The 17,652-nt window shown below is 66.9% G+C and carries 13 protein-coding genes and 2 pseudogenes; 9 read left to right on the forward strand and 6 right to left on the reverse strand.

The window, feature by feature from the left end; all coding sequences use genetic code 11:
- Positions 1–51: 51 nt before the first annotated feature.
- Positions 52–3,636, reverse strand: a complete 3,585-nt coding sequence (cobN, locus tag AC5Y7D_RS13640) for a cobaltochelatase subunit CobN (protein WP_499924629.1) — start codon at positions 3,634–3,636, stop codon at positions 52–54.
- 56 nt (positions 3,637–3,692) lie between these two features.
- Between cobN and AC5Y7D_RS13645 the strand changes: the two genes are divergently transcribed.
- Positions 3,693–3,893 carry a hypothetical protein gene (locus AC5Y7D_RS13645; protein ID WP_499924631.1) on the forward strand — a complete coding sequence of 67 codons (201 nt, stop codon included), beginning with the start codon at positions 3,693–3,695 and terminating at the stop codon, positions 3,891–3,893.
- 3 nt (positions 3,894–3,896) lie between these two features.
- On the opposite strand, the gene AC5Y7D_RS13650 is transcribed toward AC5Y7D_RS13645, so the two are convergent.
- Positions 3,897–5,411 carry a molybdopterin-dependent oxidoreductase gene (locus AC5Y7D_RS13650; protein WP_499924632.1) on the reverse strand — a complete coding sequence of 505 codons (1,515 nt, stop codon included), beginning with the start codon at positions 5,409–5,411 and terminating at the stop codon, positions 3,897–3,899.
- A gap of 233 nt (positions 5,412–5,644) precedes the next feature.
- Between AC5Y7D_RS13650 and AC5Y7D_RS13655 the strand changes: the two are divergent.
- Positions 5,645–6,517: pseudogene (locus tag AC5Y7D_RS13655) on the forward strand (PE family protein); the annotation flags it as partial.
- A gap of 307 nt (positions 6,518–6,824) precedes the next feature.
- Positions 6,825–7,652 carry an SDR family oxidoreductase gene (locus tag AC5Y7D_RS13660; protein ID WP_499924635.1) on the forward strand — a complete coding sequence of 276 codons (828 nt, stop codon included), beginning with the start codon at positions 6,825–6,827 and terminating at the stop codon, positions 7,650–7,652.
- A 101-nt stretch (positions 7,653–7,753) separates the two neighbouring features.
- Here the strand turns inward: AC5Y7D_RS13660 and AC5Y7D_RS13665 are convergent, their stop codons facing one another.
- From AC5Y7D_RS13665 to AC5Y7D_RS13675, 3 genes are all read right to left on the reverse strand, one after another.
- Positions 7,754–9,211: a flavin-containing monooxygenase gene (locus AC5Y7D_RS13665; RefSeq protein WP_499924637.1), complete on the reverse strand. Its 1,458-nt coding sequence runs from the start codon at positions 9,209–9,211 to the stop codon at positions 7,754–7,756.
- A gap of 32 nt (positions 9,212–9,243) precedes the next feature.
- The gene (locus tag AC5Y7D_RS13670; protein WP_499924641.1) at positions 9,244–10,659 is read right to left on the reverse strand and encodes an FAD-dependent oxidoreductase; all 1,416 of its coding nucleotides are present in this window, start codon (positions 10,657–10,659) and stop codon (positions 9,244–9,246) included.
- A 69-nt stretch (positions 10,660–10,728) separates the two neighbouring features.
- Complete coding sequence (locus tag AC5Y7D_RS13675) at positions 10,729–11,397, reverse strand: alpha/beta hydrolase family protein (RefSeq protein WP_499924644.1); 669 nt, start codon at positions 11,395–11,397, stop codon at positions 10,729–10,731.
- A 70-nt stretch (positions 11,398–11,467) separates the two neighbouring features.
- On the opposite strand from AC5Y7D_RS13675, the gene cobG reads away from it, so the two are divergent.
- From cobG to AC5Y7D_RS13690, 3 genes are read left to right on the forward strand one after another with little or no spacing between them, the layout of a single operon-like run.
- Positions 11,468–12,559: a precorrin-3B synthase gene (gene cobG / locus AC5Y7D_RS13680; protein WP_499924647.1), complete on the forward strand. Its 1,092-nt coding sequence runs from the start codon at positions 11,468–11,470 to the stop codon at positions 12,557–12,559.
- 9 nt (positions 12,560–12,568) lie between these two features.
- The gene (locus AC5Y7D_RS13685) at positions 12,569–13,195 is read left to right on the forward strand and encodes a precorrin-8X methylmutase (RefSeq protein WP_499924649.1); all 627 of its coding nucleotides are present in this window, start codon (positions 12,569–12,571) and stop codon (positions 13,193–13,195) included.
- Positions 13,192–14,658, forward strand: a complete 1,467-nt coding sequence (locus AC5Y7D_RS13690; RefSeq protein WP_499924651.1) for a precorrin-2 C(20)-methyltransferase — start codon at positions 13,192–13,194, stop codon at positions 14,656–14,658. Before AC5Y7D_RS13685 ends, AC5Y7D_RS13690 begins: the two co-directional genes overlap by 4 nt.
- On the opposite strand, the gene bla is transcribed toward AC5Y7D_RS13690, so the two are convergent.
- Positions 14,655–15,581, reverse strand: coding sequence for a class A beta-lactamase (bla, locus tag AC5Y7D_RS13695; RefSeq protein WP_499924653.1), 927 nt, complete (start codon positions 15,579–15,581; stop codon positions 14,655–14,657). The genes AC5Y7D_RS13690 and bla overlap by 4 nt on opposite strands.
- A gap of 175 nt (positions 15,582–15,756) precedes the next feature.
- On the opposite strand from bla, the gene cynS reads away from it, so the two are divergent.
- From cynS to AC5Y7D_RS13710, 3 genes and pseudogenes are all read left to right on the forward strand, one after another.
- Entirely contained in the window at positions 15,757–16,230 is a 474-nt protein-coding gene (gene cynS / locus AC5Y7D_RS13700; RefSeq protein WP_499924655.1) for a cyanase, read from the forward strand.
- A complete protein-coding gene (locus AC5Y7D_RS13705) occupies positions 16,227–16,742 on the forward strand; it encodes a flavin reductase family protein (protein WP_499924658.1) in 516 nt (171 codons plus the stop codon). The genes cynS and AC5Y7D_RS13705 overlap by 4 nt, the downstream gene beginning before the upstream one ends.
- A gap of 32 nt (positions 16,743–16,774) precedes the next feature.
- Positions 16,775–17,605, forward strand: a pseudogene (locus AC5Y7D_RS13710) (formate/nitrite transporter family protein); the annotation flags it as partial.
- Between the last annotated feature and the right edge of the window lie 47 nt (positions 17,606–17,652).

A 17,652-nucleotide genomic window follows, 5' to 3' on the forward strand; every position in this document is an offset into this window, starting at 1 on the left:
CGCTTGCGCGCCCCGCACCCCATGCGCGCCCACGCCCCATCGCGGGAGAGATCAGCCCTCGAGGTCGCCTTCGGTTTCCAGCAACACTTGGCGCAACCCGTCGAGCGTGTCGGGCTGCGGCTCGGCCCACATGCCGCGGCCGGCGGCCTCCAGCAACCGCTCCGCCATGCCGTGCAGTGCCCACGGGTTGGACTCGTTCATGAACTTGCGGTTCTCCGGGTCCAACACGTAGCGCTCACTGAGTTGCTCGTACATCCAGTCCGCCATCACCCCGGCGGTCGCGTCGTAGCCGAACAGATAGTCCACGGTCGCGGCCATTTCGAAAGCGCCTTTGTAGCCGTGCCTGCGCATCGCGGACATCCAGCGGGGATTGACCACCCGGGCCCGGAATACGCGGGTGGTCTCCTCCGACAGCGTCCGGGTGCGGATGGCGTCGGGGCGGGTGTTGTCGCCGATGTAGGCCGCCGGCGCCTGGCCGGTGAGCGCGCGCACGGTGGCGACCATGCCGCCGTGGTACTGGAAGTAGTCGTCGGAATCGGCGATGTCGTGTTCGCGGGTGTCGGTGTTCTTGGCGGCCACGGCGATTCGCCGGTATTGCCGGTTCATGTCGTCGACTGCTTCGCGACCGTCCAGGTTTCGGCCGTAGGCGAATCCGCCCCAGGCGGTGTACACCTGCGCAAGATCGGCGTCGTCGCGCCAGTTGCGGCTGTCGATCAGCTGCAGCAGCCCGGCACCGTAGGTACCCGGTTTCGATCCAAAAATCCTTGTGGTGGAACGCCTCTGGTCGCCGTGCTGGGCGAAGTCGGCCCGGGAGTGGGAACGGACGTAATTGTCCTCGTCCGACTCGTCGAGCCCGGCGACCAACTGGACCGCGTCGTCGAGCATGGTGACGACATGCGGGAAGGCGTCGCGGAAGAACCCGGAGATCCGCACAGTGACGTCGATGCGGGGCCGGTCCAATTCGGACAACGGGATGGCAGCCAGATCGACGACACGACGCGACGCGTCATCCCAGACCGGCCGAACGCCCAGCAGCGCTAGGACTTCGGCGATGTCGTCACCGGCGGTGCGCATCGCCGAGGTGCCCCACACCGACAGGCCGACCGACTGCGGCCACCTGCCATGGTCGGCGCGGTAGCGCTCAAGTAACGAATCCGCGAGTGCCACACCGGCTTCCCACGCCAGCCGGGACGGCACCGCCTTTGGGTCGACGGAGTAGAAGTTGCGTCCCGTGGGCAACACGTTGACCAGGCCGCGCAACGGTGATCCCGACGGCCCCGACGGGATGAACCGGCCGTCCAGCGCCCGCAGCACCTGCTCGATCTCCGATGCCGTACCAGCCAGCCGCGGCACCACCTCGGTTGCCGCGAAGCGCAGCACCGCCGCGACGTCGGCGTTGTCGGTGAGTCGGTCCGCTGCCTGCGGGTCCCAGCCGGACTCCTGCATAGCCGCTACCAGACCGCGCGCCGCGGACTCGGCTTGGTCGACGGATACGCGTTCGTCGGTGCCGTCCTCGGCCAGGCCCAGCGCTTGCCGCAAACCCGGGAGCGCATGCGTGCCACCGAACAGCTGACGGGCCCGCAGAATGGCCAGCACCAAGTCGACTTCGCCTTCGCCCGTTGGCTTTTGGCCCAAGATGTGCAAACCATCACGGATCTGGACATCCTTGATCTCGCACAGCCAACCGTCGACATGCAGCAGCATGTCGTCGAAGGTGTCTTCTTCCGGCCTTTCGGTGAGCCCCAGGTCGTGGTCCATTTTGGCCGCCCGGATCAAGGTCCAGATCTGTTGGCGGATGGCGGGCAGCTTGGCGGGGTCCAGTGCGGCGACGTTGGCGTGCTCGTCGAGCAGCTGCTCCAGCCGCGCGATGTCGCCATAGGTTTCGGCGCGGGCCATCGGCGGGATGAGATGGTCGACGAGCACCGCGTGTGCGCGGCGTTTGGCCTGTGTCCCCTCGCCCGGGTCGTTGACCAGGAATGGGTAGATTAGCGGGAGGTTGCCCAGTGCCGCGTCGGACCCACAGGCCGCGGACATGCCCAGTGTCTTTCCAGGCAGCCATTCGAGATTGCCGTGCTTGCCCAGGTGCACGATGGCATGCGACCCGAATCCGGCCGGACAGTCTTGAGAAAGCCAGTGGTAGGCGGCCAGATAGTGGTGGCTGGGCGGCAGATCGGGGTCGTGGTAGATGGCGACGGGGTTCTCGCCGAATCCGCGCGGCGGCTGGACCATGAGCACCAGGTTGTCCGATTGCATTGCGGCGATGACGATTTCACCGTCAGGATCAGTGCTGCGGTCGACGAACAGATCCCCGGGTGGCGGACCCCAGTGCTGGGTCACCGCGTCGGTCAGTTCGTTCGGCAGGGTGGCGAACCACTGTCGATAATCGGCGGCCGACACCCGGATCGGGTTGCCGGCCAACTGCTCTGAGGTGAGCCAGTCCGGATCTTGCCCGCCACGCTCGATCAAGGCGTGGATCAGCGCGTCACCGTCTTGCGCCGCCACACCGGGCAGGTCGCCCACCCGATAACCGGCGTCGCGCATGGCCTGCACCAACGCCACCGCGCTGGCGGGTGTGTCCAGGCCGACGGCGTTCCCGATCCGGGCATGCTTGGTGGGGTAGGCAGAGAACACCAGGGCCACCCGCTTGTCGGCGGGGCGGACCCGGCGTAACAACGCATGCCGCACCGCCAGTCCGGCCACCCGGTCGCAGCGCTCCGGGTCGGCGACATAGGAGATCAACCCGTCCTCGTCAATCTCCTTGAACGAGAACGGAACGGTGATGATGCGGCCGTCGAATTCCGGTACCGCGACCTGGGTGGCGACGTCAAGGGGGCTCAGACCGTCGTGATTGTCACTCCACTGCACCCGCGAGCTGGTCAGGCAGAGTCCCTGCAGAATCGGAATATCCAGCGCAGCAAGGTGTTCGACGTTCCAGCTGTCGTCATCTCCCCCGGCTGACGCCGCGGCGGGCTTGACTCCCCCGGCGGCCAGCACGGTGACCACCATGGCATCGGCGGCACCGAGAGTGTCGAGCAATTCGGGTTCGGCGGTACGCAGCGACGCGCAGTACACGGGCAGCGCGCGCCCGCCGGCTCGTTCGATCGCCCGACACAGCGCCTCCACGTAGGCGGTGTTGCCGGCCAGCTGCTGGGCACGGTAGAACAGCACGGCGATCGTCGGACCTTCGCTGTCGACAGCCGGTCGATCCAGCACACCCCAGGTCGGGGTCGCCACCGGGGGCGTGAAACCGAACCCGGTCATCAGCACGGTGTCGGACAGGAACGCGTGCAACTGGCGGATGTTGTCGACGCCCCCGTGCGCCAGGTAGATGTGCGTCTGCACCGCGATGCCCGCCGCGACCGTGGAGCGACCGGTCAAGTCGGCGTCGGGAGCCTGCTCACCGCTGACCAGTACGGTCGGCACCCCGCTGGCCAGCACCGTGTCGATGCCGTCCTCCCACGCCCGGTACCCCCCGAGGATCCGAACTACCACGACCGCCGCCTCGGCCAGCAGTTCGGGCAGTTCGACTTCGGACAGCCGCGCCGGGTTGGCCCACCGGTAGTTCTTCCCGCTGGAACGGGCACTGATCAGGTCGGTGTCGGACGTCGACAGCAACAGGACGGTCGGCTCAGCCACTCATTATTCGTACAGCAGTGACGTGAACCCGCCGAATCGGCACGTAGGGTCTCGGTATGAGCAGGGGTTTCGTCGTCACCTTCGCGGTCGGGTTGATCATCGCGCTATTCGGTCTGATCTGGGCCCTGCAGGGATTCGGAGTGCTCGGCGGCAGCCCGATGAGTAACACGACCACCTGGTCCGTCGTCGGTCCGATCACCGCATTGATCGGCGTCGCTATCGCGGTATTCAGCTGGCGGAAAATGTCTTCAAAGTAGGACTTACTTCTGCGTCACATAAAAGCTCACGCTGTGCCAGCCGGTGGCGCCGTCGGGAACGGGATCAGCGCGCTGCTCCGTTTGCACAGCTCCGGTGTTGTCGATGGCCCGCACGGTAATGGTCTGCTTCCCGGTGCTTTTCGCCTGCCACGTAAAGCTCCACAACCGCCAGGTCTCGTTGGAGTAGCTCGCGCCCAGTTCAGCTGGCTGCCACTGCCCGTCGCCGAGGCGCACCTCGACGGCCCGTACACCACGATTCTGTGCCCACGCGACCCCGCCGAACACCACCGTCCCAATCGGCACCTGCTGACCGCTTTTCGGCACATCGACCCGGGACTCGGTCTTGACGGGCGCCTGCGCGGCCCAGCCCTGCCGTGTCCAGTAAGCCTTTGCTCTGTCGAACCGGGTCAGCTCCAGATCGACGACCCACTTGGTGGCCGACACGTAGCCGTAAAGTCCCGGCACCACCAGGCGGGCCGGGTAGCCGTGTTCGACCGGCAGGGGCTGACCGTTGAGGCTGACAGCCAGCAGCGCGTCGCGGCCATCGGTGAGGGCCTGCACCGGGGTGCCGGCGGTGAAGCCGTCGATGGAAGTAGAGAGCACCATGTCGGCGTCTTTGTGCACCCCGGCTGCCGCCAGCAGATCGGCCACCCGGTATCCCGTCCAAATGCCCGTTGAAATGAGTTTCCCACCAACGGGATTCGATACGCAGGTCAGCGTCGCCACCGTTTCGACGATGTCGAAACGGGCGAGGTCGGCAAAGCTGTAGGTGGTTTCGCGGTCCACCATTCCATGGATGCGCAGCCGCCAGTCGCGGTGGCTGAGTTGAGGAACACTGAGTGCGGTGTCGATCCGGTAGAAGTCGGTGCTGGGCGTGATGAAGCTCGGAAGCGCAACGCCGTTGGGTTGCACCTCCGCCGGTATCGGTGCTGCCGATGATCGTGGCGGGGGCAGGACGAAGGTTTTGCGATCGGCTGCAACCGAATGTGTCAAGCGCGCGATGACGGCACCCGCCACGCCACTGACGACTCCGAATCCGAGCACGCCCAGAACGAGCAGCCTGCGCCTGCCGGCATCCGTCTGATCGCCGGTGCCGTCCTCATCCTCCGAGTCCAGCCGGATACGACTGTCAAGGATGCGCAAAGTCAGTACACCGCAGACGGTGCCGACGATGGTAGGGATCGTGTCGAGTGCTGTCGCCCCTTGCCGCGACAACACGGCAACGCATCCGAGGACACCCGCCGCGGCGATCACAGCGCTGCCGAGCGGTCGACGCCGAGTCTCGAGGGTGCCGGCGATCGCTGCCAAGGTCGCGATCACCACGAGCACGACGACGGCGAGGAAGAGCTTGTCCAGCGTGCCGAGGGTCTGGATCGCCCACTCTTTGAGCGGCCCCGGTGTCAGGTCGACGACCGCCGAGCCGACGGCGGTGCGCGCATCGGCTCGCCCATCGAACGGGATCCCGACCAACTGAGCCACCCCGAGGGCGACGGCCGCGGCAGCGACGCCTACAAGCATCCTCTCATTGGACGGGGCGGCAACCATCGCACAACTTTAACCATGTTTGACACTCGGCACGTAAGCCCTTGTCGCACAATCGAACAACGACAGGTCTCGCCGCATCCGGCGCACTTGCTCGACCCCGGAGAGTATTTTGCTTTCAACCCGCAGACATCGCGCCGGACCCGGCGTAATCTCGACATTCATTCGAGTCACCGAGACGTCAATTGCGACGCGGCAGGAGGACAGCGATGTCGAATCTGTGGGCAATCCCCGAGCTCCTCACTTCAACGGCAACGGATCTATCCGGTATCGGCTCGGCCCTGATCACTGCCAACACGGCGACGGTCGCGCCCACCGCTGAACTGGTGCCGGCAGCTGCTGACGAAATCTCCGCCGCGATCACGTCGGTGTTCACTGGCCACGCCCGGGTCTACCAAGCGCTGAGCCGCCAGGCAGCGGCGTTCCATGACCAGTTCGTCCAGGCATTGAGCGCCGCGGCCGGGTCGTACGCGACCGCCGAGGCGGCCAACGCCGCACCGCTGCAGACGATGATCGACAACCTGCTGGGTGTGGTCAATGCGCCCACCAATGCCCTGTTGGGACGTCCGTTGATCGGCAACGGCGCGGACGGGACGGCAGCCAGCCCCAACGGCGGCGCCGGTGGGTTGTTGTTCGGCAATGGCGGCAACGGATTTTCAGCGGCCACACCCGGGGTGGCCGGTGGCGCCGGCGGGGCCGCGGGGTTGATCGGCAATGGCGGCGCCGGCGGGGCAGGTGGTGCGGGCGCACCCGGCGGGGCAGGTGGCCAGGGCGGGTACTTGTACGGCGACGGCGGCGGTGGGGGTGCCGGGGGCGCCGCCGCGCCGGCGACGACCTCGAGCACCAAGGGTGTCAACGGCGGCGCCGGAGGCATGGGTGGCGCCGCCGGTTGGTGGGGCGCCGGTGGAGCCGGCGGGCAAGGCGGCAGCGGCGCAACCTACAGTCAATCGCTCCCGATAAGTTCACTTCGCTTGTCCAGCCTCGCTCTCGACGGCGGCAACGGCGGCGACGGCGGGCGCGGCGGATGGCTGTCCGGTCCGGGCGGAGCCGCTGGGCTGGGCGGCGCCGGCAGCCCGGGCATCGCGGCGCTCACCATCCCCAGCTCGGGTGTTGCTGCCACCTACACCGTCGCCGTCACCAACGACGTCACCGGAACGGCGGCCATCATCCAACTCCTCGCCCCGGCCGGCATGGCTGTAACCGTCAACCCGGCAACAGCGAGTTTAGGCCCGGGCACTACCGTCACAGCGACCGTCTCCGTCCCCACTGGCCTCAAAGGCGGCTTGTTGACTGCGATATCCAGCGTCACGGGGCAAGCCGGCCAGGCCGGCAACGCCGGCGTTGGCGGGTTGCTGTAGGGCAGCACCCCGCGCTGGGTAGCGTGAAGCGATGACATCCTCGGTTGCCGGAAAAGTCGTCGCCATCACCGGGGGCGCTCGCGGAATCGGCCTGGCCATCGCGACCGCCCTGCACCGTTCGGGCGCCAACGTCGCCATCGGTGACATCGACGAAGGCGCCGCCAGAGACGCGGGCGACCGGCTCGGGCTACAACTGGCCCTGCGACTCGACGTCACCGACCGGCCGTCGTTCACCGAGTTCCTCGACACAGTGGAAACCCAACTCGGGCCGCTTGACGTCGTCGTGAACAACGCGGGCCTGATCACGGTGGGCAGCGCGGTCGAGGAAGCCGATGACGCGACCCGGCGCCTGTTCGACGTCAACGTCCACGGCGTCATCCTCGGTACCAAACTGGCCGCGCAACGGATGCTGCCCCGGCGCCGCGGCCATGTCATCAACATCGGGTCGCTGGGCAGCGTGCTACCTACCCAGGGCATCGCAACCTATTGCGCGACAAAGCATGCCGTCCTCGGGTACACCGACGCGGTCCGGATGGAGAACCGGGGCAGCGGCGTGCACTTCACCGTGATCATGCCGACGCTGACCAATACCGACATGGTCGCCGGTGTCGGGCATGCCAAGGGTTTCAAGAACGCCGAGCCGGAAGACGTCGCGCGGGCGGTCGTCGAGGTGATCGGGAAGCCCAGCCCCAGGGTGGCCATCCCCCGTTCGCTGGGGGCGACGCTGTGGGCTCAGCGCCTCCTGCCGATGGGTCTGGCTGAGGCGCTCGGCCGGGCACTGGGGACCGGACGCGTCTTCACCACCGACCTGCAACGTGAGCAGCACGACGTCTACTCGCGCCGGACCGGGCTCTCGTGAGCCAGAACACGCGCATCACCCCGGGCCCGCAGTCGTCGTTGTGGCGCCGCGCGGGCGGGATGCGCGAGCTGGATGGCCGTCCCCGCCTCGTGTAGTCGAGTTCAGGCTGTCCGCACGTCGAAGTCGGCGGGCTCGGGTTGACGCAGCAATTCGTGGTGAGTCTTCGGCGTCCACGGGAACAGTTCCGGCAAGCCGTCCTTCCCCAGGTACCAGCTGCTGCAGCCACTGACCCAGATTGTCTGCGGCATAGCGGCTTTCATGTCCTCGTTATACTGCTTGGTGGCCGCTTCGGTGGGTGCGGCGGCAACGACCCGGCCGGCGCGCAGCTGCTCGATCCACCACATCACGTAGTCGGCCTGATCCTCGGCAATCGGCACCAATGACTGATTGCCGATCGGCGAATGCGGGCCGACCATCATGAACAGGTTGGGGAACCCCGGCGCCGCGACGGAACGATAGGCGATCGGGCCATCGGCCCACACCTCGTCCAGAGTGAGGCCCCCTTCACCGATGATCTCCATCGGTCGTACGTATGCGCGGGCGTCGAACCCGGTGGCGTAAACCAGCAGGTCCAATTCGTGTAGGACGCCATCGGCGGTCACGATCCCCAGGGGGTCGATGTGGTCAATCGCCTCGGTGATCACCTCGACCCCGGGCTGGCGCACCGAGCGGTAGAAATGCCCGGCCATCACCTGCCGCTTGCACATCGGCTGATCCTTGGGGGTGAGTTTCGCTCGCAGTTGCGGGTCACGGACCGAAAGCCGCAGGTTCCACCGGCACATGGCCTGGAGAAAGCGTCGTTGCCAACCCGGCCGGACGGGAGCGATGCCGAAGAACTTGCTGAACAGCAGACCCCAGAAAAGGTAGGGCAGCCGGTTCAGCGAGGGCCGCCGTACCAGCGCTGCCTGTGTCAGCGTCGAGTAGCGCCCGTTCGGCATCGGGTAGATCCACTGTGCGGTGCGCTGAAAGACCTTGAGTCCACGGACCTTTCCGCCCAACTCCGCGGTGATCTGCACCCCCGTGGATCCGGTACCGATCAAACCAATCCGCTTGTCCGCCAACGAGACAGAATGATCCCAGCGCGAGGAGTGGAAGGCGGGGCCGGCGAACGTATCTCGTCCGGGGATGTCGGGGTAGCGCGGCACCCGCAGAAACCCGGTTGCGGTGACGACCACATCAAACGTTTCCTCACCCTCGTCGGTGCTGAGGTGCCACTTCCCGTCGTCGTACCTGAGCCGAGTGACTTCGCGACCGAAGCGGATAAGCCGACTGATGCCCCGCTCCTCGGCGACCTGCTGAAAATAGGCATGTATTTCGGGGCCGGGCGAAAGTAGGTGTGACCACTGGGGGTTTGGCCGGAACGAGTAGGAGTAGAAACGGGACGGAACATCGCAGTGGAGTCCGGGATAGGTGTTGTCGCGCCAGGTGCCACCGACATCGTCGGCCTTTTCGAAGATGGTGAACGAGTCGATGCCCGCATCCTGTAACTTGGCCGCCATGCAAATGCCGGACATCCCGGCACCGATGATCGCGATCTTCACTGCACGCGGCTGAGTCACGTCGGCCTCCCGATTTCTCGCTGACGTGCACGTTACGCCGATCGGGCCGGGGTACCCAAAGATTCGCGGGCGCCAACATGTCCGCCGGACCCCTCGTGGACGGGCCGAATGCCCGGCCGGCGGTGTTGTGCCCGCGCGACCCGAAGCAAGAAAGAGGGCCGCATCAATCGAAGAGGTGAGTCGATCATCCCGGTGATCCGCATGAACTGTGCGGCCACCACCGGGTCGGATTCCGCCGCTGTCATCACCGGCGCCAGGCATGCGTTGTTGATCCGGATCCACAGCGGACGTGGTCCGGGCACCTCCGGCAGAGCCAGATCCGAGGCGACGGCGGTCTGCCAGGCCACCCGAACCTGCTTGGCGGCGCGGCCGGTGAACCGGCGTGCCAGGCCCTGAGGGCCGCGCCGCAGGCAGTCCTGCAACACGGTGGCTTCGATAGCGGCAATTGTCATGCCCTGCCCGTAGATCGGGTTGAAGCTGCATACCGCGTCACCGACCACCAGCAGACCGTCGGGTATCCGGCGCATCTTGTCGTAGCGCCGCCACCGGTTGGACGGCACCCGATGGTGGACGACGTCACTGATCGGCTCGGCCGCGCGAATGGCGTCGAACACGCTCGGCGCCAGTTCTGCAGCGTAAGAAAGGATTTCGGCGTGATCACGGGGTGGTTCGAGTCCCGCCATGGTGCCGGCACCGATCATCCAGGAATTGTTCTCGTAGCCGATCATGGCGAACATCCGCGGTTGGCCCGGTTGCGGGAAGTGGGCGATCATGTGCTCTTTGATCACCCCGGGCGGTATGCGAACCAGTTGGCACGCGTAGGCGAGTTGCACCTTGACCTCGTCCTCTTCGGGGCGGCCGTAACCGAGTTGCTCCAGGAAAACCGGTGTGCGTGACCCGCGTCCGGTCGCATCGATGACCAGGTCAGCCGGTAACGTCACAGCGAGGTCGGTCGCACGGTCGACCACCCTGGCCCCGTCGACGCGGCGGCCATCCGGTGTCGCCGTCAGACCGACGACATCGTGATTCTCCCGGAACACGACGTTCTCGATTTTCTTGACACGTTCGCGCACATGCCATTCCAGGACCGGCCGGCTCGGCGAAACGATGTGCGGCGCGTCCGCGGATTTGCCCGAACGCACCAGCGGATGCCCGCCGAACGACCAGTCCAGCTTGGAGAAATCCCCGTCATCCCAGGTGGTGGCGCCGTCGGCCAGCAGACCCGCGCGGAAACCCGGGAACAGGTCGTCGAGCACCGCGGTGAGTCGCGCGAGGCAGGCGTGGATCAGCCGCCCTTGCGGGACGCCACGGCGGTTGACCGGGCCATCGGGCAGCAGGTCACGTTCGACGACGGTGACCCTGTCGAAGAAATCGGCCAGCACCCGTGCTGCAAGCAGGCCGCCCATACTCGCACCCAGCACCACCGCATGCGTACCGTGTTGCTTCATTGCACACCCCTTCGTCGCTGGACTTCCCGAAGTGTGCCGCGGCGCCGGGCGGACGCCTGAAGTAGTCGACTACTTAACTGCTGGCCGGGCGAGTCCTGCGATCCGGTCCGCGACCTCGCGGGCCACGAGTTGCGTGTGCTCACCTTCACCTGGCACGTAGCGGTCGGCCGCCGAGTCGTACTCGGCGCCTGCGATCGACCCGTGATCGGCCGCCAGTACTACCACGTCCACCGGCCAGCCGGCGTGCTCCAGCGCCGCGGCGAATTCCGCGCTCGACGTCAGCGGTACGACGTCATCGGAGCGACCGTGCAGCAAGGTGAACGGCGCGCCGACCCGGTCGGCGGACAGCAGGTCAGTCGCCGGCTGTCCGGAGACCGGGTCATTGGCCATGAAGGCACCGGCCAGGCACACGGTATGCGAGATCGCCACCTCGTGGCGCTGCGCATCGAGGGTCACCCCGGCCGCCGCGGCACCCCCCAGGGACCACCCGACGAGCACCAGCCCGTCGTCGGCGCGCTCGCGCGCGAAGTCGAGGGATCGCAGCAGATCTGTCCGTCCACCATCGTCGGCGTGCGAGTCCCAGTCCGGCACAACGACGGCCAGACCATGGCCGGCCAGTAGCCCGGCCAGCGGCCGGACGGCGGTGCGGGCGTTGCTCTGCATCCCGTGCCACACCAGGACGCTGGGTTGCGTCGCGTCGCCGAAGACATCGGCCCAGCGTCCTGGGGCATATTCCATCGTCGTCTGCACAGACATCGGTGTGCCCGCCGGCCCGGCGGTCTAACCCACCGGGCCGTACCGTGGATGCGTGACCAGGACTCGCAACTCCGACGCCTGCCCGGGGGCGTTACAGGTGCATCGGGCCGCCGACGGCGCGCTGGTGCGGGTACGGTTGCCGGGCGGCATGCTCAGCGCCGCGCAGCTGGCAACACTGGCTGGCGTGGCGAGCGATTTCGGCTCGGCGACCTTGGAGCTGACCGGTCGGGGCAACGTGCAGTTGCGGGCGGTCACCGACGTCGACAAGGTCGCCGAAACGATCGCTGATGCCGGACTGCTGCCGTCGGCCACGCACGAGCGGGTGCGCAACATCGTGGCGTCTCCGCTGTCGGGCCGGGTGAACGCCAAAGCGGATGTGCGTCCGTGGGTGCGGCAGTTGGACGCGGCGATCTGCGCCGAACCAAAGCTGTCCGAGCTGGGCGGCCGATTCTGGTTCAGTCTGGACGACGGCAGCGGTGACGTCTCAGCCCTGCGTGCCGATGCTGGCGTGCACGTCTTCGCCGACGGCCCCCGACTGTTGCTGGCCGGTCGCGACACCGGAGTGCCGGTCACCGACGTGGACCAGACGCTGACCGACGTCGCACTGAGATTCCTCGAGATCCGTGAAAAAGCTTGGCGGGTAGCCGAACTCGACGACTTCAGCGAGTTGCTGCCCGGTGCCGATGTGGGCGCGGTCGTCCCGGCCGGCACGAGGCCGCCGGTGGGCTGGATACCGCAGGTCGACGGCCGGATCGCCCTGGGAGCCGCGGTACCACTGGGGATGCTGCCCGCCCGGGTCGCCGAATTTCTGGCCGCGATCGAAGCACCGATCGTGATCACCCCGTGGCGGTCGGTGCTGGTGTGCGATCTCATCGAAGAGCGGGCGGACGTCGCACTCCGCGTGCTGGCGCCGTTGGGTCTGATATTCGACGAGAACTCCCCCTGGCTGTCGGTCAGCGCATGTACCGGCAGCCCCGGGTGCGCACACTCCGCTGCCGACGTACGGGCCGATGCCGCGGACGCGTTGGACGCTGGTTACCCAGTCCGACGGCACTTCGTCGGCTGTGAACGGGCGTGTGGCAGCCCAGTGGACGGTGAGGTGTTGGTCGCTACCGGCACGGGTTACCGGCTGCTGAGGTCTTAAGGTGGGCGGGTGCTCGACTACACCCGCGATGCTGCGGAGATCTACCGGCAGTCGTTCTCGACAATCCGCGCTGAAGCCGACCTCAGCCGATTTCCCGCCGACGTCGAGCGCGTTGTGGTCCGCCTGATCCACACCTGCGGCCAGGTGGACGTCGCTGAGCACGTCGTCTTCACCGACGACGTGGTCACCCGGGCCCGAGCCGCGCTGCGCGCAGGCGCGCCGGTGCTGTGTGACTCGTCGATGGTGGCCGCCGGGATCACCAAGTCTCGTCTGCCCACCGGCAACGAGGTGGTGTCGTTGGTCTCCGATCCACGCGCGGCCGGGTTGGCCGCCCAACAGGGAACCACCCGTTCGGCCGCCGCGGTCGACTTGTGGGCCGACCGAATAGAGGGTGCCGTCCTCGCCATCGGCAACGCCCCGACTGCGCTGTTCCGCCTGCTGGAGCTGGTCGACCAGGGAGTCGCGCCGCCGGCGGCAGTGCTGGGGGGACCGGTCGGGTTCGTCGGCTCCGCCCAGTCCAAGCAGGAGTTGGTCGACCGTCCACGGGGGATCTCCTACCTGGTGGTGTCGGGCCGTCGGGGCGGCAGCGCGATGGCCGCGGCGGCAGTCAACGCGATAGCGACCGAACGCGAATGACCGGCACGCTGTGGGGGGTGGGGCTGGGCCCTGGTGATCCGGAGTTGGTGACGGTCAAGGCGGCCCGGCTCATCGGCGAGGCCGATGTGGTGGCTTATCACAGCGCCCGCCACGGTCGCAGCATCGCACGCGGCATCGCCGAACCGTATCTGCGGCCCGGTCAGATCGAGGAACACCTGGTGTATCCGGTGACCACCGAGACCACCGATCATCCCGGGGGTTATGCGGGTGCGCTGGAGGATTTCTACGTCGCTGCCACCGAGCGGATCGCCGCACACCTGACCGCCGGGCGCAATGTCGCGCTGCTGGCCGAGGGTGATCCGCTGTTCTACAGCTCCTACATGCATCTGCATACGCGCTTGACCGAGCGGTTCAACGCGGTGATCGTGCCTGGCGTGACATCGGTGAGCGCCGCCTCCGCCGCTGTCGCCACTCCCCTGGTGGCCGGCGACGAAGTGCTCTCGGTGCTGCCCGGCACCCTGCCGGTGAGTGAGTTGACCCGCCGGCTCGCCGATGCCGACGCGGCGGTGATCCTCAAACTCGGTCGTTCGTATCACAATGTGCGCGAAGCACTCTCGGCTTCCGGTCAGCTCGAGGACACCTTCTACGTGGAGCGGGCGAGCACGCCCGGGCAACGCGTGCTACCCGCCGCTGAGGTCGACGAGGCCGGCGTGCCGTACTTTTCGCTGGCCATGCTGCCGGGCGGCCGACGCCGTAAGGGGGTCGCCGGGACGGTCGCCGTGGTGGGGCTGGGCCCCGGCGACACCGAGTGGATGACACCGCAGAGCCGACGTGAACTGGCCGGCGCAACCGACCTGATCGGCTACGCCGGATACCTGGACCGGGTCCCGCTGCGCGACGGCCAGTGCCGCCACGCGAGCGACAACACCGACGAACCGGCCCGCGCCCGGTTGGCCTGCTCGCTGGCCGAGCAGGGCCACGCGGTGGCGGTGGTGTCCTCGGGGGACCCGGGCGTGTTCGCCATGGCAACCGCGGTACTGGAGGAGGCCAAACAGTGGCCCGGCGTGCAGGTTCGGGTGATTCCGGCGATGACCGCGGCCCAGGCGGTCGCCAGCCGGGTGGGCGCGCCGCTGGGCCATGACTATGCGGTGATCTCGCTGTCCGACCGGCTCAAGCCGTGGGACGTCATCGCCGCGCGCCTGGCGGCCGCCGCTGCCGCAGATCTGGTGCTGGCCATTTACAACCCGGCGTCGAAGTCGCGGACCTGGCAGGTCGGCGCCATGCGCGAGCTGCTGCTGACCCATCGCGAGCCGGGCACGCCGGTGGTGATCGGCCGCAACGTATCCGGCCCCGACGAGGAGGTCCGCGTGGTTCGCCTGGCCGACCTAAACCCCGCCGACGTCGACATGCGCTGTCTGTTGATCATCGGCTCTTCCCAAACCCAATGGCATGCAAGCGATTCCGGCGATCGGGTATTCACGCCACGGCGTTACCCGGGTTAAGTTTTGAGGGCGGAGGCCACGATCCGCGCGGCGTCTGCGACGAATGCCTCGTCGGGCTGAGCGTCATACCCGCCGCCGACGATGTCGGTGTAGATCGCGACGACGTGCGGCACCCCGGCCGGCGACCATACGACGGCGACATCGTTGGCCCGCCCATAGTCGCCTGACCCGGTCTTGTCGATCACCTTCCATTCCGCAGGGAACGCGGCGCGGATCCGCTTGCCGCCGGTGGTGCTACGGGCCATCCAGTCGGTGAGCTTCGCACGTTTGTCCGGTGGCAGCGCGTCGCCGAGCACCAGCTGTTGAAACACCAGAGCTATCGCGTGCGGGGTCGTGGTGTCCCGCTCGTCATTCGGCGCATCCCGGTTGAGTTCCGGTTCGGCTTGATCCAGCCGACTCGTGTTGTCGCCGAGACTGCGGAGATAACCGGTGAAGCCGGAGGGCCCGCCTACCTGGGCCAGCAACAGGTTTGCGGCGGTGCCGTCGCTGTAGCGGACGGCAGCGTCGCACAGTTGTCCGACCGTCATGCCGGTGTCGACGTGCTGCTCGGTCACCGGCGAAGCCGAATTGATATCGGCTCTGGTGAAGGTGACCGTTTCATCCAGATGCGCCAGCGGATAACGCTGCAACACCGCCGCGGCCAACGGGGCCTTGAACGTGGAGCAGAACGCGAACCGTTCGTCCGCGCGGTAAGCGATCGCGCCGGTCGTGGCGGTGGCAGGCACGTAGACACCCACCCTTCCTTCGTATCGGCGTTCCAGTTGATCGAACTGCCCGGCCAGGTCTGGCGCGGGTTTCGGCGCCGATGACGGTGTGGTCGCATGACCGTCGGGTCCGCGTCGAGAACAGCCCGCCACCGGGAGCAGTGCGGCGACGGCCAGGAACTCGCGCCGGCGAAGTGCGGCGCCCCTCCACAAAAGCATGCCGCAGTATCACACGGCTGCGGGTAGGACTCTCCATCATCACCCCCGGCCCGCCAGTTGCGTACATCACAGCCGACGGCCCGTCACGTTTCGGCGCTGTCGGGCACTAACGCCGTAATAACCGAATCCATGCAACGGAGGATCCTGATGTTCCGCGACCACACGTTTCGCCGACATGCATAACGCGTCCAAGTTGCAGCTCGCCGAAACCATCAGACTCGCTCGAGTGGCAAAGGGATTGAGCTGGACGAAGATTGCCGACGCGATCGGCAAAGACCCGGTATGGACTGTTGCCGCGCTGCTGGGGCAACATCCGCTCTCCGGTGAGGAGGCCTCCGTGGTCGCGTCGCTCCTCGGCCTCGGCGACGAGGCGGCCACGACACTACAGATGCTGCCCTATCGCGGAGGTGACGAATCGTTGGCGTCCGACCCCACCATCGCCCGGTTCTACGAAGCGCTGTCGGTGTATGGGCCGGCGATCAAGGAATTGATCGGGGAGGAGTTCGGTGACGGGATCATGAGCGCGATCAACTTCCGGATGAGCGTGGAACGCCGTCACGATCCGCAGGGTGACCGGGTGGTGGTGACCTTCGACGGCAAGTTCCTCGACTACACGTGGAACACCACCCAACGGCAGGTCATCCCGTGAGCGTGCCGATGTTCGCCGGAGACGTCGACGCTGCGTCGATGCGGAATGCCATGGGAGCGTTCCCTTCTGGGGTAACGGTCTTGACCACGCGGCTGGGCGAGAGGTCGGTGGGAATGACAATCAGCTCGTTCGCCTCGGTGTCGATCGACCCTCCCCTGTTACTGCAATGCGTGTCGCGCAGTGCACGCAGCCTTCCGGCGTTCCGCCAGGGTAGGGCGGTGGCCGTCAACGTGCTGGCTCGCCATCAGGCGGATCTGGCAAGGCAGTTCGCTAGCAAGGTCGAGAACCGCTTCGACGGAGTCGAATTCGACACCGACGACGACGGCTGCCCGGTTCTGGCCGGTGCCGTCGCCTCGGTCAGCGGCTTCATCGACCACATCTATGAGGCAGGTGATCACGTCATCCTGCTGATCCGAGCTTGTACCGTGCGCCGCAACGGTTCACTGCCGCTGCTCTACTACTCCGGCCGAATGCACGATTGGGCGAACACCGTTCACTCAGAGGCATCTTGAAGTCCCTTGGTACGCCGAACACGACAGCCCTGACGGGTGACTGGTTCGAGCCGCTGAGCGTGCCGGCCATGGTTTTCCGAATTGCGGACATGGCCCTCGTGAAATCGGCGCATCCCTGGGCATTTCTGATGCGATCACTGGTCGGCGGCGCGATGGTGGGATTCGGCGCTTTGTTGTCCTTGGTGGTCAGCACCGGCGTTGCGACCCCCGGAATCGCCAGCTTGCTGATGGGTCTGGCGTTCGGCATGTCCTTCGTGCTGATCCTCGTCTCTGGTGCCTCGCTGATCACCGCGGACATGGCTGCCGGCTTCTTCGCCGTGCTGCAACGGCGCATGCGGACAGCGGACTACCTTCGCCTGTTGGGGATCGGATTAGCCGGCAATATCGCTGGTGCACTGCTGTTCGTCGCCGTCTGCGCCGCCGCCGGAGGCCCATATCTGGGTGCCTTTGCGGCACGCGCGGCCACCGTGGGGGCACAGAAAGCCGGCCAAGGCCTCTGGACGGCGTTCCTGCTCGCCGTCCTGTGCACGTGGTTCCTGCAGACAGCGATGTGTATGTACTACAAGGCCCGCAGCGACGTTGCCCGGATGGGCTTCGCGTTCTACGGGCCCTTCGCTTTTGTGATCGGAAGCGACCAGCATGTCGTCGCCAACGTCGGCTTCCTGGGGCTTCCCCTGCTGCTCAACCTGTTTCATCCGGGCGCACCGCACGGCGGGATCAGTTGGGGCGTGGGCCATGGCGGGCTGATCACCAACATCTGTGTCACCGGCGTCGGCAATCTGGTGGGTGGCACGCTGTTCGTAGCCCTTCCGTTCTACGTCATCGCCAGGCTGGAGACCGCGCCCGCGGGCACGGCAGGCTAAGGGCCCGCGATGCGCTGCTCGCTGACGCCGGGCGAAACGACTCTGCC

It is taken from the genome of Mycobacterium sp. NGS49, from assembly GCF_059812565.1.